23 protein-coding genes and 1 tRNA gene are annotated in these 17,721 nt (G+C 34.3%); 9 read left to right on the plus strand and 15 right to left on the minus strand.

Annotated features, from left to right (window positions below; all coding sequences use genetic code 11):
- The first annotated feature begins 122 nt into the window (after positions 1 to 122).
- Positions 123 to 356, plus strand: coding sequence for a DUF2171 domain-containing protein (locus tag RMB06_RS16385; RefSeq protein ID WP_014206240.1), 234 nt, complete (start codon positions 123 to 125; stop codon positions 354 to 356).
- A gap of 300 nt (positions 357 to 656) precedes the next feature.
- Positions 657 to 1,601 (plus strand): metal-dependent hydrolase, encoded by a 945-nt coding sequence (locus RMB06_RS16395; RefSeq protein ID WP_311080368.1) that lies wholly within the window; start codon positions 657 to 659, stop codon positions 1,599 to 1,601.
- 69 nt (positions 1,602 to 1,670) lie between these two features.
- Here the strand turns inward: RMB06_RS16395 and RMB06_RS16400 are convergent, their stop codons facing one another.
- From RMB06_RS16400 to RMB06_RS16415, 4 genes are all read right to left on the minus strand, one after another.
- Positions 1,671 to 2,225 (minus strand): helix-turn-helix domain-containing protein, encoded by a 555-nt coding sequence (locus RMB06_RS16400; protein ID WP_311080369.1) that lies wholly within the window; start codon positions 2,223 to 2,225, stop codon positions 1,671 to 1,673.
- Positions 2,226 to 2,845: 620 nt separating this feature from the next.
- Positions 2,846 to 3,475, minus strand: coding sequence for a class I SAM-dependent methyltransferase (locus RMB06_RS16405; RefSeq protein ID WP_119685685.1), 630 nt, complete (start codon positions 3,473 to 3,475; stop codon positions 2,846 to 2,848).
- A gap of 195 nt (positions 3,476 to 3,670) precedes the next feature.
- Positions 3,671 to 4,009, minus strand: coding sequence for a hypothetical protein (locus tag RMB06_RS16410; RefSeq protein ID WP_017481398.1), 339 nt, complete (start codon positions 4,007 to 4,009; stop codon positions 3,671 to 3,673).
- Positions 4,010 to 4,292: 283 nt separating this feature from the next.
- Positions 4,293 to 5,060: a class I SAM-dependent methyltransferase gene (locus RMB06_RS16415; RefSeq protein WP_199112134.1), complete on the minus strand. Its 768-nt coding sequence runs from the start codon at positions 5,058 to 5,060 to the stop codon at positions 4,293 to 4,295.
- Between the two features lie 364 nt (positions 5,061 to 5,424).
- Between RMB06_RS16415 and RMB06_RS16420 the strand changes: the two genes are divergently transcribed.
- Both RMB06_RS16420 and RMB06_RS16425 read left to right on the plus strand, forming a co-directional pair.
- A complete protein-coding gene (locus tag RMB06_RS16420) occupies positions 5,425 to 5,910 on the plus strand; it encodes an Lrp/AsnC family transcriptional regulator (protein ID WP_031944142.1) in 486 nt (161 codons plus the stop codon).
- Between the two features lie 178 nt (positions 5,911 to 6,088).
- Positions 6,089 to 6,205, plus strand: coding sequence for a hypothetical protein (locus tag RMB06_RS16425; RefSeq protein WP_002117441.1), 117 nt, complete (start codon positions 6,089 to 6,091; stop codon positions 6,203 to 6,205).
- Between the two features lie 15 nt (positions 6,206 to 6,220).
- Here RMB06_RS16425 and RMB06_RS16430 read toward each other — a convergent pair whose 3' ends face one another.
- The 4 genes from RMB06_RS16430 to RMB06_RS16445 form a co-directional block, all read right to left on the minus strand.
- On the minus strand, positions 6,221 to 7,030 hold the full coding sequence (locus RMB06_RS16430) for a pyrroline-5-carboxylate reductase (RefSeq protein ID WP_017403101.1): 810 nt from the start codon (positions 7,028 to 7,030) through the stop codon (positions 6,221 to 6,223).
- A 354-nt stretch (positions 7,031 to 7,384) separates the two neighbouring features.
- Complete coding sequence (locus RMB06_RS16435; RefSeq protein ID WP_002117453.1) at positions 7,385 to 7,609, minus strand: hypothetical protein; 225 nt, start codon at positions 7,607 to 7,609, stop codon at positions 7,385 to 7,387.
- Positions 7,610 to 7,831: 222 nt separating this feature from the next.
- Positions 7,832 to 8,047: a cold-shock protein gene (locus tag RMB06_RS16440; protein ID WP_005070223.1), complete on the minus strand. Its 216-nt coding sequence runs from the start codon at positions 8,045 to 8,047 to the stop codon at positions 7,832 to 7,834.
- 343 nt (positions 8,048 to 8,390) lie between these two features.
- A complete protein-coding gene (locus tag RMB06_RS16445; protein ID WP_032056596.1) occupies positions 8,391 to 9,323 on the minus strand; it encodes a lauroyl acyltransferase in 933 nt (310 codons plus the stop codon).
- Positions 9,324 to 9,562: 239 nt separating this feature from the next.
- Here RMB06_RS16445 and RMB06_RS16450 point away from each other — a divergent pair, with 239 nt between their 5' ends.
- Positions 9,563 to 10,180 (plus strand): LysE family translocator, encoded by a 618-nt coding sequence (locus RMB06_RS16450; protein WP_063098453.1) that lies wholly within the window; start codon positions 9,563 to 9,565, stop codon positions 10,178 to 10,180.
- Between the two features lie 96 nt (positions 10,181 to 10,276).
- On the opposite strand, the gene RMB06_RS16455 is transcribed toward RMB06_RS16450, so the two are convergent.
- The 3 genes from RMB06_RS16455 to RMB06_RS16465 all read right to left on the minus strand — a co-directional run bounded on the left by RMB06_RS16455 (position 10,277) and on the right by RMB06_RS16465 (position 11,707).
- On the minus strand, positions 10,277 to 10,822 hold the full coding sequence (locus RMB06_RS16455; protein WP_068529566.1) for a glycoside hydrolase family 108 protein: 546 nt from the start codon (positions 10,820 to 10,822) through the stop codon (positions 10,277 to 10,279).
- Between the two features lie 30 nt (positions 10,823 to 10,852).
- Entirely contained in the window at positions 10,853 to 11,242 is a 390-nt protein-coding gene (locus tag RMB06_RS16460; protein WP_002119864.1) for a hypothetical protein, read from the minus strand.
- Positions 11,243 to 11,452: 210 nt separating this feature from the next.
- Positions 11,453 to 11,707, minus strand: coding sequence for a hypothetical protein (locus tag RMB06_RS16465; protein ID WP_039757565.1), 255 nt, complete (start codon positions 11,705 to 11,707; stop codon positions 11,453 to 11,455).
- A 673-nt stretch (positions 11,708 to 12,380) separates the two neighbouring features.
- On the opposite strand from RMB06_RS16465, the gene RMB06_RS16470 reads away from it, so the two are divergent.
- Positions 12,381 to 13,052 (plus strand): LexA family transcriptional regulator, encoded by a 672-nt coding sequence (locus RMB06_RS16470; protein ID WP_002119885.1) that lies wholly within the window; start codon positions 12,381 to 12,383, stop codon positions 13,050 to 13,052.
- A 153-nt stretch (positions 13,053 to 13,205) separates the two neighbouring features.
- On the opposite strand, the gene RMB06_RS16475 is transcribed toward RMB06_RS16470, so the two are convergent.
- Positions 13,206 to 13,439, minus strand: a complete 234-nt coding sequence (locus tag RMB06_RS16475; protein WP_005070233.1) for a hypothetical protein — start codon at positions 13,437 to 13,439, stop codon at positions 13,206 to 13,208.
- A gap of 175 nt (positions 13,440 to 13,614) precedes the next feature.
- Positions 13,615 to 13,691: transfer RNA gene (locus RMB06_RS16480), tRNA-Met, on the minus strand.
- A gap of 255 nt (positions 13,692 to 13,946) precedes the next feature.
- On the opposite strand from RMB06_RS16480, the gene xseA reads away from it, so the two are divergent.
- Both xseA and xseB read left to right on the plus strand, forming a co-directional pair.
- Entirely contained in the window at positions 13,947 to 15,212 is a 1,266-nt protein-coding gene (xseA, locus tag RMB06_RS16485; RefSeq protein WP_311080371.1) for an exodeoxyribonuclease VII large subunit, read from the plus strand.
- Positions 15,202 to 15,396, plus strand: a complete 195-nt coding sequence (xseB, locus tag RMB06_RS16490; protein WP_002119890.1) for an exodeoxyribonuclease VII small subunit — start codon at positions 15,202 to 15,204, stop codon at positions 15,394 to 15,396. Before xseA ends, xseB begins: the two co-directional genes overlap by 11 nt.
- A gap of 253 nt (positions 15,397 to 15,649) precedes the next feature.
- Here the strand turns inward: xseB and RMB06_RS16495 are convergent, their stop codons facing one another.
- Together RMB06_RS16495 and RMB06_RS16500 are read right to left on the minus strand one after the other, a co-directional pair.
- Positions 15,650 to 15,868, minus strand: a complete 219-nt coding sequence (locus RMB06_RS16495) for a hypothetical protein (protein WP_057062327.1) — start codon at positions 15,866 to 15,868, stop codon at positions 15,650 to 15,652.
- Positions 15,869 to 15,916: 48 nt separating this feature from the next.
- The gene (locus tag RMB06_RS16500; protein ID WP_005076893.1) at positions 15,917 to 16,510 is read right to left on the minus strand and encodes a LysE family translocator; all 594 of its coding nucleotides are present in this window, start codon (positions 16,508 to 16,510) and stop codon (positions 15,917 to 15,919) included.
- 441 nt (positions 16,511 to 16,951) lie between these two features.
- Between RMB06_RS16500 and RMB06_RS16505 the strand changes: the two genes are divergently transcribed.
- The gene (locus RMB06_RS16505) at positions 16,952 to 17,281 is read left to right on the plus strand and encodes a hypothetical protein (RefSeq protein ID WP_002119931.1); all 330 of its coding nucleotides are present in this window, start codon (positions 16,952 to 16,954) and stop codon (positions 17,279 to 17,281) included.
- Positions 17,282 to 17,721 lie beyond the last annotated feature (440 nt).

The raw sequence follows: 17,721 nt of genomic DNA on the forward strand, positions 1-17,721 counted from the left end.
TATCACGATTAAGTGAACTTATAATCCGATCATGTAAGGTTTATTAAAAACTCAACATTTAATCGATTATTTAAAGTAGTTTAGTTCTTACCGTTTTTCTATTTCCAAAGAAGAGGTCTAAAATGAACACTTTAAATATTAATGATATTAAAAAACACGCAGATGTTATTGCTTCTTGTGGTACTAAAGTAGGTACTGTCGATCATCTTGAAGGTGAAAACCAGTTAAAACTCACCCGAGACGAAAGTGGTCAACATCACCTCATTCCTACTGGATGGATTGGGGAGGTAAAAGAAGACCAAGTTATTTTGAATAAAAACTCAGAAGAAGTTAAAGATCAGTGGCAAGCGATCTAAACTTCTAAGCTAGCTAGTTTTAGCTAGATTAAAATAAAATAAATTTATAATTAAAAATTTAAATTATAAAAACCAAAGCTCCTTTTTATTAAGGAGCTTTTTTTATTCATCTCATATTTAAAATAAAAAAGCTTACCCTCGTGTTGTGTTAAATATATCAAATCTTTAACAGAGCTGCTTTTATCTCTATAAACCTTTTTGAAGCTCATTTTGTCCCTTAAGCACATGGTGATCAATTTTACTTAATGCTAAAAATTGTCCATTCGCATTAAATGAACAATTATGAATAGGGTGACGTATATGATCACAGGGAATCATCAGCTTAAAGCAAGAAAGGTCCATTTCGATTTTACCGAATCATCGGTCTGTTGGATGCCGAATGATCCGCTATGCTCGCATGTCGCCAATGGCATTAACATGCTCTTGCCCGCTGGTGAGTTTTGGTTTTGCCGTGTGTTTAATAAAACCCTTCCCTTGATTACCGATGAAACACTAAAACAAGAAGTGATTGGATTTGTCCGTCAAGAAGCTGCTCATGCACGTGCCCATGAAAAAGCACAGGACTTCTTACGTGAAAATGGTTACGACATTCAAGAAACACTCAACCGTGCCCATTTTGTTTTTAACATTTTATTAGGTGATAAACCGCTCGGCATGCCCTTTTTAAAAGGCGAAAAGCTTGATGAATATTGGTTACTTTTCCGAGTAGGCGTGATTGCTGCAATCGAGCACTTTACGGGAACCATTGGTCAGTGGACACTGGACAGTAAATCTTGGGACCAAGCTGACCCTGCTATGGCAGATTTATTCCGTTGGCATTTAGCTGAAGAAGTTGAACATCGCTGTGTTGCTTATGATTTATTTGAGCACCTTTTAACAAACAAGTTTGGGTTTTATGTGTCACGCCAAGTGATTATGGCGGCGGTTTTCCCTCTGTTTATTTACTTCCTTGCTGACTTTGCCCGTAGTCTAGGTAAGCAAGATTTAGAGCATGAAGATATTCAAAAATTGATGCGCCGTGGCTACTTCAAAATTATTCGTGAATTTGAAAAAACCGCAACTCGCTCAGACAACTTACCGACCATTAAATTTTTGTGGAAAGCGACATTAAGATGGGCTTCTCCAAAATTTAACCCAATTCATGAGGGAGACACTGAGCAAGCTTTAGCTTATATGGCTCGCTCGCCTGCGGTTCAATATTTTGAAGGAATGGCACAGGCTGCAAAACCGGCGACATTAAGCTAAGCAGCTATTTTTATATAGAATGAAAAGCCTCCTTTGTTTGGAGGCTTTTTCTTAGATGAGTTTTGTCGCTTAAGCAAAATTTAAAAAGAAATAATCCAACAACCGACCTCTTTCATCTACCACATTTTTATCTAAAAGCTGAACCATTGCCCCATCAATCATAAATAAGAACATGTAAGCATCTTGGAGTGAAGCCGTAGATTTTAAGGTTAAAAGCACCTTATAGATTTCGCTAACCAACCAGTTTCTATAATCAATCACGACTTTATAGGCAACCGGGTAGAGCTTTTCTATTTCAAAAATTGCTTTAAAGGGTAAATGATAAAAGCCTTTTAAGTCGGCATGTAAAAGGTAAATCTGCTTAAGTTTATCGAGCACCATTTGCTCACGGTAAGAATTAATAATGGAAAACACTTTTACTTTGAGCGCGTCTTTTTGAAAAGTGAGACACATCTCGATTAGCCGTGCTTTTGAGTGAAAGTCGTTGTAAAAAGTAGCCTTGGCGACTTTGGCCTCTGCAATAATTTGGTCGACTCCGACCTTATGAAACCCATATTGATTAAATAAGTCTTTTGCAGTGTGAAGCACTCTGAGTGCTCTAAATGAAGATTCTAAATTTGGCATAGGAATACCGTTTAAATAATTTTTTGTTGTATCTAAAAGAGATAGAAATGCCGTCACTCTTAAAATGAGTGCTAAAAACAGGCATGCAAAAGCCGCACAAAATGGCGTGCTGACCTATCTCAAGTTTTATAGTTGCTGTGTTTTAGATTCTTAAGGTGTAGAAAACCTAGAGTCGATTGAACCGCTTTATAGATTGCTCGAGTGGTATGAATAGAGAGACTTTGGCAAAAGCCAATAAAGAAGAAATAGTACGCATAGCGGACTCCTTTGGGTATAAAGAAGCTTCACCACATTACTGTCAAATAATGGTGGCGAAACGAGAGAAGGTTGACAGACTGATACCCAAAAGATCAGCACACCCGAAGGTGTCCCCCTCCCGTTCCGCCGCAGAGGGGGCACGCAGGGATGCCCACAAAAAAGAGAGACTTTTTCGTGTGCTTTGGGTATGCGGCCTGTCAAAGCCGACTGGCAATGTGGCCAGCAGGCAAAGGATAATCGGAGGGGTTTTAGGTGTCAATGTGATATTGGCTACAAATAAAGCTTTAAAAATATAAGTAAAATATTTACTAATCCATTACTAAAGCTTTTGTTTATAAAATTAAATAATTGTTGAAAGCAGCTTAAGAAACTTTAAAAGAACATAATGCATTCTTTTCTTTTAATAATTGAATATTCTTAAAACCAGCTAAAGAAAATGTATGTATATGCTCATCAATTGTCATATATAAGTCTTTATTTTTCATCCCTTCCTCATCTTTGACGATATGATCGGTGACAATATATAAAGAGTTTTCATTTAATAGATGATTTCTAACTTGTATGTGAAAACCTTTAGCAAAATCTTTATGTCTTAACTCATGTAAAGCTTGATGAATGATAACGACATCGTAAGTTTCTTGTTGGCATACATCATACCAACCATTGTCTTTAAAATTTGCGGTTAAGTAGTTAGCCTTATTCGAGAGTAATCCTAAATTTTTTCTAGACAACTCATGCATAGCTTCTGAAAAATCTAAAGCTGTATATTCTGCAAACTCTATATTTTCTAATAAAATTTTTGCTAAATAGCCTGGACCAGCACCTATCTCAAGAATTTTAGGTTTTTTTATATTGAGTGACTTAATCTCAGCCACATACATGCTAAAAAACTCGTATCTCCAAGGACGCTTCATATTTACTTCTTCAGCCCACTCTAGAGCATCAGCAGCTTTTCTTAAGTCAATTGGACTTGCAACTTCCTTTATAGTCATAATTTTCGCCTTCTAAGCTCTTTTTAGTGTTAAAAATAAGAATATACTTTTAAAAATATATCTCTATTAATTTATTAGTTCTATTTATTTAAGAGGAATTTTAATTTGCAGACTAGATCAATTGATACACCGATAAAATGAATAATTAAATCCATTTTATCGGCTTGCTAGAATCGGTTTTTAAAACCTTATTTTTTATTGTTTAATATATTTTGGGAACTCTTTTAAAACCTTATGACAAAAGTGGCCCTGTGTATCTTCTTTCTTGCGCTCTTCAAACTCCTTCATACCAAATTTCATGACTTCTCTACCATATTTTTCGCCAAGATCATGTTTAGTACATTTTGCGGCAGCATCCTTTAACTCTTCTGAATAATAGTGATAATTACAATCGAGCTGAGCACGGCTTAAAAAACCATGCAGTTCCACTGCTTTCTCGCACTGGGTTTGCTCTAGAAGATTTCTAGACTCTTGAGCAGCATAAATTGATGTTGCTAAGAATAAAGTGAAAATCGTTACTAAAATATTACGCATTATTTCCCCGACAAAGTTATTAAAAATATTAGTGATAATATTGCGGGCGTATTAAATAATAATTATTTATAAGTGTCTATTAATAATAAAGAAAATGGGATAACCCTCCTCTCTTTTGAATACTTAATCACCTTAATAAAATTGGGTGATTAATTTTTATCAAGTGAATGATATTAAATTTGTTTTATAACCATCTTTAATATTATTCGAGTTATTCGGAAAAGAGTTTTAGTGATATTTAATCCATTTCTAATCTACTAAAACCCTTACTCATTTCAGCGCTTTAAAATCCTAATTTCTTAAAGATAAAATAGCCCACATGGCTTTCAAAGCTACCGTCATTTTGAATTTTGAAATATTTCTTCACAAGGTCAGATGAACCTTCCTGCAAATAACGTAAAGTTTTGATTTGATCTTCAGGCGTTTTCATTCGCTTTACCCAACTATCAAAGTCTAACGAAAGCGTTTGTTTATCTAAACCCACCAAATCAAAGCCTGCATCTTCAATAAAATAGACCCACTCTTTCACACTATAGTTTCGTACATGACTTGGGTCTCGAATCGTTTCGATGGTCTGTAAAAACGTATCCAATATAGGCGAGCTAGAACTGATAATGTCTACAAAAATAACAATGCCATCTGGCTTAAGCACGCGGTTTACTTCTTTCATGGCAGTCGGAACATGTTGCCAATGATGCGCAGAATATCGGCTAATGACTACATCAAACTGCTGATCACTAAAAGGCATATCTTCAGCAATGCCCTGCTGCACAAAGATATTTTTTAATTTGCGTTGGCTGGCAGCCTTAGACACGGTGTCTAACATTTCATGAGATAAATCGTAGGCAAAAACAAGGTCCGCATGCGGAGCAACATTGTAGGAAACATGCCCACCACCACAGCCTAAATCAAGGACTACAGCTTTTTCAATTTTCTGAATTTCATTAATAAATTTATTAAATTCAATACCTTCAGAATGAGCTTGGCTATTTAAATAGTCGAGAGATTTATTTTGATATTGTTTTTGATTTATATCATGCTGGGTGATCATAACCTTGCTCCTCCTTTGTAATGGAATTACATTAAAGGAAAATTTAGATAAAAAATAATGATTAGTTTTTCTTCAATTGATAAATAAAAGTTATTATTTGATTTGTTTTGACATATCATGCCAGTTAATAAAAATAGATTTAAAGATTAATAAGAAATCCGCAAAGAGCACTGTTTAGTCACCCTTACTGAAACAGTGCTCTTTGCTCCATCCCAACCTCTATCCAGAAAGGTTCGATGCATAGAAATAGTGTATTTACCTTTGACTCAAAATGTTTCCTGTATTTTTTAAAATTTTTAAACATTCACAGCATAAAAATGAAGTATATTGATTTTTATCAGAAGATTCTTCTTTGGTTTATATTTTGAACAGAACAGAATACACACTAGATCGTATAGATCGGAAAATTTTATCTGCATTACGTGGAAATGGCCGTTTAACCGTTGCTCAACTGGCCGAAGAAGTAGGGCTTTCATCTTCTCCGTGCTGGACTCGACTGAAACGTCTGGAAACTTTAAAAATTATTGAAGGATATACGGTAAACGTAAACCAAAAAGCGATTGGCATTCATGAAGTCTTTTTTATTGAAATTACTTTAGAGCGCCATGATGACGAAATGCTAGAAAATTTCAGTGAAGCATTAGCAGATATACCTGAAGTAGTGGAAGCGCATCTTGTCACAGGTGACTATGATTATCTGGTTAAAGTAGCAGTCAAAGATGCTGACCATTACGAACGATTTTTAAGAAAAAAACTTTATTCAATTAAAGGAATACGCCACACCCGTTCGACCTTTGCCCTACGCCCTCTCAAATCTGCTAATACAGCCGATTTAATGCTAATTGAATAAAAAGGTTAAACGCTGACAGTTAAATCTTTAATTTATTGATTTTAAAATCTTTATTAAGGAAAAACCTTGAAAATATAACAGATGATAGCTCTGTTATATTTTTTTTAAAAAATTCTGTATCTATGATTACAGCCTTCACTTCTTCAAAATGTAATTAATCTGAATTGGAGGCATCGCCATGAACATTTTGAAGAAAAAAAATAAGGCCAGTTTTGTATTCTTTATTATTACTCTCTACTCGTTTATTGGGTTTGGCTTAGGCTTCGTTATTTGGGAATACTTTTTAAAGGCCTAGTTTGCTAAAGAAGCGCTAACTCACCTCAGTAATAATTTCTGAAGTGATTTCTTTACTACGATGATATGCGGCCTTCATAGCTAAACGTATATCATCAGATACATTTCCTAGCTCAAACATTCTGAGTGCTGATTCGGTAATCCCGTTAGCCAAGGTCACCTTGCCACACAGATCCGCAGGTGGAACATTACTTTTACGGACCATTTCAACTGCGCCACTAGCCGCTTGGAGTGCTAAATCTAGAGCAAATTGTTTATCAAGTCCTAAAGAAACCCCTGTCTTTATCATGCTGTCTAAAATATAGAAAAAGTAAGCCGGCCCAGAACCAGACAAAGCAATAATTGCGTCTGACTGCGTTTCAGACGGCGCCCAAAAAGTCTGACCCGTTGCAGAGTACAGCATTTCGATTAGGTCTTTATCAAGCTGGTCCATTTGCTCTGAAGCAATAAGCACATGTGTCCCCGTATGCGTCAGCACAGGCGGATTTGAAATTACTCGAACAATTTTTTTCGAACCCGTAAAACGAGTCAAGTTTGCAATATCTACTCCCGCCATCATAGAAACTATAATTTTACTAGCTAACCATTTTTTTAGCGGTATAAGTGTTTCTTTTAACTGTTTAGGCTCTAGTAGTAAAACAACAATTTCAGCTTTTTTTAGTCCATTTTCCTTTTGCTTTAAAGCATTTGTATCATTAATCTTTTTCTCTTCAATGAGGTGTATTTTTTCTTTTTTAAATCCTTTTAAAACCAACCCTCCTATTAACGCTAAAGCTAGATTACTACTGCCAATAAAACAAATATTAGGTTGTACTGCACTTAACATTTAAAATGTTTTCCTTTCTTAAGAGAGGTTTATAACAACAAATATTATCTATAATTTAATTATGTATATTGAATTAATGATGACCGTCTGAATAAAGAACCCACTTTAATAAGATATATTATTAAAGTGGGTTTTGTTTTATTCGCGCAATAAATAAAACAACTTTAGATTAAGCCTAATGTATTACTATTGTTAGTAAATACCACAAAAAAAATGTTAAGCTGTGTAACATATACAAGAGTATTGTAAAAAATTCTGTAACGAATTCTATTAAGCTAATATAAAAAATATCTATTACTTAATAAGAAAATCTTTAAACCAAATTAAGGCACGGAAGTGTTCTAGTTCAAACAACTAAAGAGTTTCTTTCTTATTCGCTAAAATTCTCTCGGCTTTTCTGATTGCCTGTTGTAAATCAATATCTTCGCACACCCAAAAGGTAAAAATTTTTCCAAATAGGTGGAAATGCTGTTTAACATACTGAGAGCTATTGTCTGAATAGTGCTCTTCTATCTTAAAAACATCATTATGATTTTCTATCTTTTGACCGTCTAAAATACCGCCAATACAAATATCCATTTGAGTACCATACACCTAATTACTTATATTTTAACAAAAAATTTAGAAGCACTTTTAAGAGCATATTTTTATTCTGCTTTTTATTTTGAAAGATAAGTTTAATTAAAACTTATAAAAAACCCACAAGATAGAGTGGGTTTTTAAGCTCTTCTAAAGCGCTTTAGCCTTAAACATATTCTATTTAAATAATATATTTAAAACAACTCTAGTCGCTCTATGAAATTATGAATTCTGAAGAATCACAATATTTGAAGCTTGTGGGCCTTTTTTACCCTGTACTACAGTAAACTCAACACGTTGGCCTTCTAAGAGAACCTTAAAACCTTGTGTTTGAATATCGGTAAAATGAGCGAAAATATCCTTACCTTCATCAGCCGCAATAAAACCAAAACCTTTAGTTTCATTGAACCATTTTACTGTACCAGTAGAAGTAGACATATATTTATCCTAAATTTTAAAATATTATAACTTATTATTGGGGAAACCAATTTAACTAAAAAATAGACGTGAAAACTTAAATATCTGAATGAACCGAAGACTTATAAATAAAACTGCGAAATAGAAATTTATGATGACAAGAATATTTTGTTAGTTATGCTCGACTATACACGCTTCAAAATCATTTGCAATCCATATTCAAAATAATTAAAGCAAGAAAAATTTTATAGTGTTGACTCAACATCTTTCATCTTGATTTGATTAAAGATCCTTTCAATTAAAAATCTAATATTCTATATTTTAATTGAAAGAAGTACTTTTAATTCTTGAATTACTGACGCCATTAATAGAATTTCTGTTCACCAGCAGGACGTGTTTTAAAGCGTCGGTGAAACCACATGTATTGTGTAGGGGCAATTCGAATTTGATTCTCAATAATCTTGTTTACCCTTTCAGCGTCACTGACTTCACAGCCACTCGGGAAGTTTTCTAATTTTGGCTCTACCAACACATGGTATTGAGGGTTACGAATATCACCACTTCGATAAAAATATAAAGGCACGGCTGCTGCTTTTGAGATATCCATTAGTCTGCGATGCGCTGTAACAGTAGCTGCCTGAATACCAAAAAATGATGCCATTACGCCTTGTTTTAAGCCAAAATCCTGATCTGGGCTATACCATATCGCATGCCCATGTTTAAGGTTTTGTATGAGTCCACGCATGTTGTCTCGAGCAATTTGGTTTTTATACACTCGCGCACGACTACGATGAATCAAAAAATCTAAAAACGGATTATTTTGAGGTCGGTAAACCACGTCCATATTAAAGAATAAAGTACACGCCGCTCCACCTGCATCTAAAAGCGTACTGTGGGTACCTAATAAAAGTACGCCATTTTCCTGATTATTGGTTAAATTTTCTAAACCATCTATGTGAACACGACTTTTAAACCAATTTGGGCAATACCAAGCATTTAAAGCTTCAAATACACCCGTTAAAGTATCAACAAAAACCTGTTTAGCTTTTGCCTCAATTTGCAAAGGTGTTTTTTCTGGGAAACATGCTTGTAAATTACGTAGTGTAGTTTTTCTTCGAGAACTTAAAGATTTCCACGCTATTTTTGATAGTAAGTCAGCAAGGCGCCATTGAATAGCCCAAGGTAACATCGCAAATAACATTAGAATAAAAGCTAAAAACCATATACCCCAATATTTAAACGCTAAAAAGGAAAATTGAAACTCGCCAGATTTAAACTGCCGTTCATTTTTCGTCATACTATAGATTTCTTGAGGTATAGACTTAGTATACTAACATGCTCAATTTTTAACGTTGTGTGTTTATGTTGCTTTCACTTTTATAGTTTTATATGCCCTATTTATTTATACAAATCTATATTTTAAATATTTAATCTATGTAAGACTTAAATATACATAACCTTCTGTATACAACGATTATTTTCTCATTTAAAGTAACCGCACAATCTTGCCTCAATTGATAAATAGGATATATCAGCGTGAGCGGTCTTTTAGTATTTATAACAATAGCATTTCTTACCCTATTAAGCCCAGGACCGGGAGTTTTATTTACTGTCACAAATTCAATTAACTATGGTGTTAAAACTGCTTTGTTTGGAATAAGTGGTTTAATTATTGGTATGTTTGTGATTGCTGTAATTTCTGCCAGCGGTGTAGGACTTATTATTACTAGTAACCCTACTATTTTTACGGTTTTAAAATTTATTGGTGCATTTTATTTAATGTATCTCGGATATAAAAACTTTACTAAAAAACTTGCAACCCAAGAGTTAATGACCGATCAACAAAAAGATAAAGCTGTAAGTAAATCTAAATTGTTTTATCAGGGCCTATTCGCATCTTTGCTTAATCCTAAAACAATCGTATTTTTTATCGCACTCTTCCCTCAATTTATTGATATCAAGAAAGAGATTTTAAATCAATTTTTAATTCTTTCTTTAACCTTTTGTTTTATTGGTTTTTTAATTCATTTAGTTTATGCAAATTTCTCTTCAATTTTTAAAGAGAAGATGTTAGCTGGAAATAATTTCTCGATGCTCAATAAAATTAGTGGTGCTATTTTCTTTCTACTTGCCATTTTACTTATCGCACAATAAAGCATTGCTCGACCTATTATTTGTTAAAAAGCCTTAACTCATAGTTAGGCTTTTTAACTCATTTGATCTTTAAACATGTTCTCTTCTAATACATTTTTAGAGTGTTACTCTGTTTAATATCCAACCATAAAAGAAATCTTCGTAGTTAGGGTTGTTCTCGGTAATTTCAATATAATGCTGCCCTTGCATAATATTTAAAATGCGCACAAATACTTTTTCTCCCTCTTTATTACGTCTATTTAAGTACATAGCTAGTGCTTGCAAAGTAAGAGATCCGTACTGACCATCTACCACAAGATTTGGCCAACCTTCCTTCCCCTGCTTATTCAGCAGATTTAAAGCACGTTGTAATAAAGGCTTTGTAAAATTGACGCCACAATTTATAGCTGTATCCAGTAACTCTTCTGCAATAGCTGGGCTAATCGCATTAATCTGGTCAAACTGGGGTTCAAGCCAGTATTTTTGCTTATAAATAGATTTAGCGACGCTTAAGGGCAAGTCTTGCATGTTGCCTTGATATCCGTTCGATCGAGCGACTGCTTCTGTAATGCCAAATTTAGTCGCATGGCCATGATCTGATGGATGGTTAACATACCCGCCTTCACGGCTGATAACTTTTTCTAAGTATTGATCAATATTCATTTTATTCTACCTTTATATTTAAAGCTGTCTTTAGCTATTTTGCAGATCATCTTTTGCTTTTTTTAGGTCTTTGATGACCTCTACAATCGTTTTACCTTCTTGTTTATTGATGAAGTTAAATATCCATCTCACAATAGCCCAGCCTGGTAAACCACAAATGAAGAAGAATCCAGATAGGGTGATCATTCCCCAAATATCGGATACCCATTCATGCAGGTTCCATTTCATAATAATGAATGAGCCGCCTGTTAGGCTTGAAACTACGGTACAGATGAGAGCAACAATCCATTCTTGTGGAGAACGAGGAAAACGCATCATTAATACAACTGCGACAACTAAGCTGACTGCTAGAGCCACCATAATTGCAATACTATAAAAATTTAAAAATGTGGCTAACCCACTGCTAGAAACTGTTTCCATGACTTTGTCCTGCGCTAAAGGGTAAAACTTGAAAACTCATCACGTTGACTAGTTTGTGGTTTTCAATGTTTATTAATACCCTTCGTTTTCTTTATTACAGTCAATAAAAAACACTAACGCTTTAAAGCAGCGCTAAATTGCAAGACGAACTTATCCTTGACCCCATTTATTTCAAGGGTCCGAGAAAGAATGTTTGTATGCTAAAGCCTGTTAGTGTGCACCGTTTAAGGCTTGTTCAATCAACTCAATCACTGTGATTGCACCAATCGCTTTTTGCATAGAGACTTGATCATCGAATTCGAATGCTTCATCTTCAAGCTCATTTACAATCTGCTTGGCCTCCTCAAGTGCCCTTTTTATTTTTTGTACCTTATATTTGTTTACGTCTTTGGCAATTGTCGGGATATACCCTCCACGTTTTGCATTTTTAAGTTGTTTAGCTCTGTTCTGCATTGCTGTAGTCATTCACTATCTCCAACTCAATGTACTCGTTAGTAAGGCGTCTTTATCGTTTGTTATTCTTGAGGTTTTGATACATTCTTTGAGCAATATAGCTAAGCTATGGCTACAAATGTGTGTTCGAAACGTTTCATCTGGTACAACAATCATAAAGAACCAAACTATATGCAATTAAGCCACTAATTTATAAACAAATATTTCCTTTTCTAAAAATGTAAAAAAGTATTAAATTTTGTGGATTTAAGCTTTTTACACGTCTTAATTTTTTGACCAAAAAGTTCATATAAGGCTTTGCCGTATATCGGAAACTTTTGTTAGGTCTCACAATCTTTGTTAAATTCTTCATGTTCTTGATACCCTTTATCGACGAACATTAAGCCTGATCCACGGAATCGGGCTTTTTTTTATTCCAATTTTTGTTTTGATAGCCTGTTTGCAAATAATAATTGAGCTATCTCCCTTTTATTCTGCTACCTGTAGAAACAAAATAAATTTAGCTTCCATCTCAAAGCTTTGATAAAGCGATAAATAGTGACTTAGGTACCATTTAAATTTTCTCTATTCATCTTGAGATATAACTGATATTATAACTATAGTTATTATTAGTCAATAACTATAGTTGTTTTACTCTATATAACTTAAGTTATATATTTGTTATAAGTTTACTGGTGTAACCATTATGGCTCTTAAAGACCGTTTAAAAGACTCTAGAATTAAAGCCAAAAAAACTCAGGCTGAAGTGGCAGAAGCTGTAAAGATGTCGCAACCTGCCTATCAGGCTTTAGAGTCAGGGAAAAATTTAAAATCCGCATTTCTTCCTTTAATTGCTCAATTTTTAGGAGTGGATGGTTATTGGTTAACGACGGGGAATACTGAAGACTCTTTTAGAGAAAGTGATGTATTTAGCCCGACTGTAGTAAGTGCAGAATCTACCGATCAATATGTTTGGATTGAAGTTGTAGAAGCTAACTTTTCTTGCGGGACCGGCGAATCTATTGAATTTCACTTTGATGCTATTAATGGAAAAATTCCATTCCCTGCTTCATTCTTTAAAGAAAAACGCGTTGCCCAAGAATGCATGCGTATTATTAAAGCTAAAGGCGACAGCATGACCGACTACATTAAAGACGGAGATTTGGTGGGTATTGATATCTCACAGACTGAAGTCATTGATGGCGAGATTTATGCGGTTTACTTTGCTGGCGAAGGAATGATTAAACAGATTTTTAAAGAGGCAGATGGTTCTTTAATTTTGCACAGTTTAAATGAAAAATTTAGAGACCGACGTGTCACTGAAGAGAACGGTAAAAACTTTAAGGTTATGGGTCGACAGTTCTGGCGAGCAGGCTAATTTAGTTATTAAATATAATTAAAATAATAATACGAGCTTTTTTAATCCTTTCAGCCTTTTTATAACTTTAATTATTTATATAATCTGTAGACATAAAAAAAACCTATCTCCTTTAAAAGAGATAGGTTTTCTCGCTTTATTACCATGGTTTTATCAACAATATGTATTTAAACGATAAAGTTGATTAAACCCGGTATAGAAGCTTTTACCATCTTGGTTTAACTCAATTTCTTCACCAGATTGAAGTTGAATTTTTTTACCGACTTCGACCCAACGATATCCATCGAGAGAGTTTTGTTTACGCACATGAGGAACAATCCTCACATTAATTTCGTTGCCATTTACGGCTGTGGCAATGTGCCACTCATTTACTATATTCACAATCATTCACTCATCACTGAGCTCATGTGATTTTACGGTATGTAATTAGAACGCTAGATTTAGGGTATGGACAGTTCGTCTAGAATTTAATATTTAGCTTTATATAGGGTTATTTATAAGCTAATTGCTTTTCATAATTTTCGTATTATGAAAAGTGGTACATCACAGAGCATAATATTTTTGGATGCGGGAGTCGGATTTGAACCAACGACCTTCGGGTTATGAGCCCGACGAGCTACCAGACTGCTCCACCCCGCAATTGGAAGTAAGCTTTATACGCTCATATATTTTATAAAGCAAACTTTATTTTTTAATCGGTTGTAATTATTAACAATTCTCTTTTTATTATTTTTTCATTTTAACCATTCAGTCTAAATTCATCTATCAATTTCAATTTTTAATTCTTTAAATTGTTGTATTTATTTTAAATAGAACCCGATATTCATAGACAACAATTGCCTTGGTTGGATGGCTTTTATACTATCTAGATTGGTCCTTTAATTTTTAGTTCGTATGTCTGAACCTCAGTTTTCCCTTAGTGAATATCTCGGCACAGTTCAGGAAGTCATACGTGTGGCTTTTGATGAGCCAGTTTGGGTAAAAGCAGAAATTCGAAATTTAAATATTAAGGGCGGCCATTACTATTTAGAGCTCGCAGAAAAAGATGCCGAGACTGATAAAGTCATTGCTAGCTGTAAAGCCACGATCTGGAAATTTTCAGCGAGTAAAATTGTTTTAAAGTTTGAACGTGAAACTGGTATTGAGATTTCGAGCGACTTAAATGTGCTCATCAAAATTAGAGCACGTTTTGATCCTCAATATGGATTTTCTGTCAATATTGAAGAGATTGACTCAAGCTTTACGTTGGGTGAAATTGCTAAACGTTATCAGCAAATTATTGAACGACTTACTCAAGAAGGTTTAATCCATAAAAATAAACTTCTTCCCACTCCTTTTGATATTCAAAATGTTTTAGTCATTGCTCCTCAAAATGCTGCGGGCCTTGGTGACTTTAAAAAAGATGCAGATGCACTTGAGCGAAATGGGGTTTGCCATTTTGTGTATCACACCGCTACTTTTCAAGGAAACACGGCTGCAACCAGTTTGATTGAATCCTTAGGTTCAGGTTTAAGACAATGGGCCAGCACCTTTAACTTTCCACCTGATTTGATTGTGATTATTCGCGGTGGTGGATCGGTAAATGATTTAGCTTATTTAAATGATTATGAACTTGCCGCCCTACTTTGCAAACGTAGTGTACCGATTTGGGTAGGTATTGGTCATGAAAAAGACCGTACAATTCTTGATGAAATTGCCCATCGCTCATTTGATACACCAAGTAAAGTCATTGCTGGTATCCGAAACCACATTGTTGAACGCGTCCAAGAAGCTGTAGATAGCCTGCAAACGATTAAGCTACTTTCTCAGCATCAAATCACGACCTATCAAAGCAAAAATGATCAACTGCTTCATCACATTAAATCTTCGGCACAGAGTCAACTTAGCTCGGCACATCGTTTGCTTGACCAGATGAAAGAACGTATTCAGTTTAGCTCACAGCAACAAGTTAAATTTTCATTAGCCCAAATCGAATCTTTGATGAAAGAAATTCTTTTGCAAAACCCGAAACAGGTTCAGGCCAAGGGCTATGCAATTGTTAGATCAGAAGGAAAAGCGATTCGCTCTATACATCAAATTTCAAGCCCCGCCATTGCTATTGAGATGCAAGATGGTGTAGTTGAAGCCAACATTATGCAGGTAATTCCAAATGAAGAATGAAGAGTTAACGTTTAAAGATGGTCATGACATTTTGAAGAAAAATGCCGAATTACTTGAATCTCAGGAAAGCCCAGATATCGATAATTTAATGAAGATTGTTGAAGAATCTATTACGGCTTATAAAGCGTGTAAATCACGAATTGAAGCCGTTCAACAAGCTTTAGACGAGACATTTAAAGAATAAAAAAAGCCCACTCCTACTTCTCATTGAAGGAATGGGCTTAGTGAAATCCACTTAATCCTGAAATGCAAAAATGTGGATTAGGTCACATTTTTACACAGGCATAGTCCCATAACCATTTTAGATGTTCAATATTTTAATTGTGTCTATACGTTAGTTTGGCTTAATTTTCACCATCTCTTAACTAAATGACTTCTAGTAAGACCATACGGAACACAAACTCTGCTCATGGTTATTGTTAAATTTAATTTAAAAGTTATTCCTCACTGAATGGACCAATTAACTGATAAATTTTGCCGTCTTTAGGGTTTTCATAGAGCAAATCCATATTAGGTAAAATAATATCGTCATTAATTTCAATATGTTCAACGCTTTTATGAAGCTCAAGCGCATGGTCATTCATGGGTCTAACTTTTGCCAAAGCAATTGATTTTTTATCAAACTGATCCTTGATAATTACTTTTAATCTTGTCATGAAAATCTCCTGAAAATTAAATTTTTTAATATAAATAAAGGGTTAAGTTTAAAATGAGCTAATCGCAGAATAGCCGATTGGCATCGCAAAAAAAGTTAAAATAAATGCAGCCGTACGTTGTAAATTACGTTGGTTTAACCAAGTTACTTTGTTTGAAATTAATACGGTTCCAAAAGCAATCCATAAAAATGCAATGGGTGTAATTAATGATAAAAAAATAGCAATATGCACAAAATAAACGTGAAGCACTTCCCATGCTGCATGTGGAAAAATAGCAGAAGCAAAGAGTAAAGCTTTAGGATTTAAAAGTGTTGCAACAAATAAAGCCTTAGGCGTAATCAGTGGGTTGTCTAATTTGATGTCATTTGTTGATGTTATCCAAAGTTTAAATGCAAGGTAGAGAATAAAAGTTGCACTTATTAACTTTAATAAGGCAGGAAGCCAAGGGATAAAATGTGAAACTGACTCAAGCAAAACACCCCATGAAGTAATTGCAATGAGATAACCCATCACTTCAGCAGGAATAAGTTTAAGAGACTGCTTCACCCCTGCTTGTATTCCAGCCGAGGCTAACAATGTATTTGTTGGGCCTGGAGTCAACAAAATGGTGACCACAAGTCCAATAAACATAAATGACACCATAGGCAACGAACTCTTTAGTTATGCTAGGCGAAATATGTCAAAAAGGAATATCTATTGTCGACATAATGGTTGTAACAAGAAATATTGAAGTTTATTTTTTTAATTTTAAAACAAACAATTAACTCCACCTGACTACAAATTCACTTACTATTTCAATAATTTTAAATATGCAAAATTGATCACAGAAACATAGAATAAGCGCTATTTTTTCTGCTCGCTAAACACTTAAATCAAGCTTTTTTTCACAGAAAAATAAGCCGTTATTTTTAATATTTATTTCTTATTCAGCTTATTTAATAAACGCTTTTTTCTTACTTGAAATTTGAAAATTGATCAATATATAAACAACTAGAAATCGTGATTTTACTGAATATGATGTCCCGTTCCCCATCAATTCTTTGATTGTCGCTTTCATCAAATAAATCAGATGATGGAGGATGCATGATGAATGCTTATGTTCGCCCTCATCCAGATGGTTTTAAATCTTATTTAGGTAAGAATCAGAAAACCGGACTCTACATTGTACGAGTTGGTTGGACGGTTTATGAAATGAATGGCAATGGCTCTGTGCTATACATTGTTAAGAACGAAGATACGATTCCGTTGGATGTAGAAAAGTTTAAAACTGATCGCCCCAAAATTTATGCTGCTCTTCTAAGTGAAGTTCAGTTTCAACGCAAGAAACAACTTGCGATTGATCTCCAGAAATCAAACATCCCTTCTTATGACCGTAAAGCCTACAAAAAACGGCGTGGCTTTATAGACTCTTAAGTAAAGGTTTCACTTTAAACTCATATAGAAAAAGCACCCTTAGGTGCTTTTTCTTTTAACGACCAGTTGTAATTAATACGAGCATACTCAGTATTAAAGTGCTTAATGATCGTTTGCAATGTATGTGGACTTCATGCTCAGCTCCGTGAGCAAATTGATTAACGTTTTCCATTTCGTGTGCCCTTAAAGTTCACACTGATAATTTGCACAATTTTCACACAATAAGAAATTAGCCAAAAGTATTATATCGAATCAAATTTTAAATCTAATGCTGGGCAAATAGTTTTGAAATTTATAACTGAAGTAGCTAGATGTAACATTCTTATACGAGGTTAAACCCTATTGAGCGTTTGTAGACCTTTCATTTCAAACTCACCTACCAAAGAAATGATTTTATAAAATAAAAAGAGATAACAATATTCTGTTTTTTAATAATAGTC

This window comes from Acinetobacter sp. V104_13, from assembly GCF_031798995.1.
Lineage (GTDB): Bacteria > Pseudomonadota > Gammaproteobacteria > Pseudomonadales > Moraxellaceae > Acinetobacter > Acinetobacter pittii.

Bases quoted from the DNA above. Each gene is read 5' to 3' on its own strand.
- RMB06_RS16385 (WP_014206240.1), top strand. From the start codon at position 123: ATGAACACTTTAAATATTAATGATATTAAAAAACACGCAGATGTTATT.
- RMB06_RS16395 (WP_311080368.1), top strand. From the start codon at position 657: ATGATCACAGGGAATCATCAGCTTAAAGCAAGAAAGGTCCATTTCGAT.
- RMB06_RS16400 (WP_311080369.1), bottom strand. From the start codon at position 2,225: ATGCCAAATTTAGAATCTTCATTTAGAGCACTCAGAGTGCTTCACACT.
- RMB06_RS16405 (WP_119685685.1), bottom strand. From the start codon at position 3,475: ATGACTATAAAGGAAGTTGCAAGTCCAATTGACTTAAGAAAAGCTGCT.
- RMB06_RS16410 (WP_017481398.1), bottom strand. From the start codon at position 4,009: ATGCGTAATATTTTAGTAACGATTTTCACTTTATTCTTAGCAACATCA.
- RMB06_RS16415 (WP_199112134.1), bottom strand. From the start codon at position 5,060: ATGATCACCCAGCATGATATAAATCAAAAACAATATCAAAATAAATCT.
- RMB06_RS16425 (WP_002117441.1), top strand. From the start codon at position 6,089: ATGAACATTTTGAAGAAAAAAAATAAGGCCAGTTTTGTATTCTTTATT.
- RMB06_RS16430 (WP_017403101.1), bottom strand. From the start codon at position 7,030: ATGTTAAGTGCAGTACAACCTAATATTTGTTTTATTGGCAGTAGTAAT.
- RMB06_RS16435 (WP_002117453.1), bottom strand. From the start codon at position 7,609: ATGGATATTTGTATTGGCGGTATTTTAGACGGTCAAAAGATAGAAAAT.
- RMB06_RS16440 (WP_005070223.1), bottom strand. From the start codon at position 8,047: ATGTCTACTTCTACTGGTACAGTAAAATGGTTCAATGAAACTAAAGGT.
- RMB06_RS16445 (WP_032056596.1), bottom strand. From the start codon at position 9,323: ATGACGAAAAATGAACGGCAGTTTAAATCTGGCGAGTTTCAATTTTCC.
- RMB06_RS16455 (WP_068529566.1), bottom strand. From the start codon at position 10,822: ATGAATATTGATCAATACTTAGAAAAAGTTATCAGCCGTGAAGGCGGG.
- RMB06_RS16460 (WP_002119864.1), bottom strand. From the start codon at position 11,242: ATGGAAACAGTTTCTAGCAGTGGGTTAGCCACATTTTTAAATTTTTAT.
- RMB06_RS16465 (WP_039757565.1), bottom strand. From the start codon at position 11,707: ATGACTACAGCAATGCAGAACAGAGCTAAACAACTTAAAAATGCAAAA.
- RMB06_RS16470 (WP_002119885.1), top strand. From the start codon at position 12,381: ATGGCTCTTAAAGACCGTTTAAAAGACTCTAGAATTAAAGCCAAAAAA.
- RMB06_RS16475 (WP_005070233.1), bottom strand. From the start codon at position 13,439: ATGATTGTGAATATAGTAAATGAGTGGCACATTGCCACAGCCGTAAAT.
- xseA (WP_311080371.1), top strand. From the start codon at position 13,947: ATGTCTGAACCTCAGTTTTCCCTTAGTGAATATCTCGGCACAGTTCAG.
- xseB (WP_002119890.1), top strand. From the start codon at position 15,202: ATGAAGAATGAAGAGTTAACGTTTAAAGATGGTCATGACATTTTGAAG.
- RMB06_RS16495 (WP_057062327.1), bottom strand. From the start codon at position 15,868: ATGACAAGATTAAAAGTAATTATCAAGGATCAGTTTGATAAAAAATCA.
- RMB06_RS16500 (WP_005076893.1), bottom strand. From the start codon at position 16,510: ATGGTGTCATTTATGTTTATTGGACTTGTGGTCACCATTTTGTTGACT.
- RMB06_RS16505 (WP_002119931.1), top strand. From the start codon at position 16,952: ATGATGAATGCTTATGTTCGCCCTCATCCAGATGGTTTTAAATCTTAT.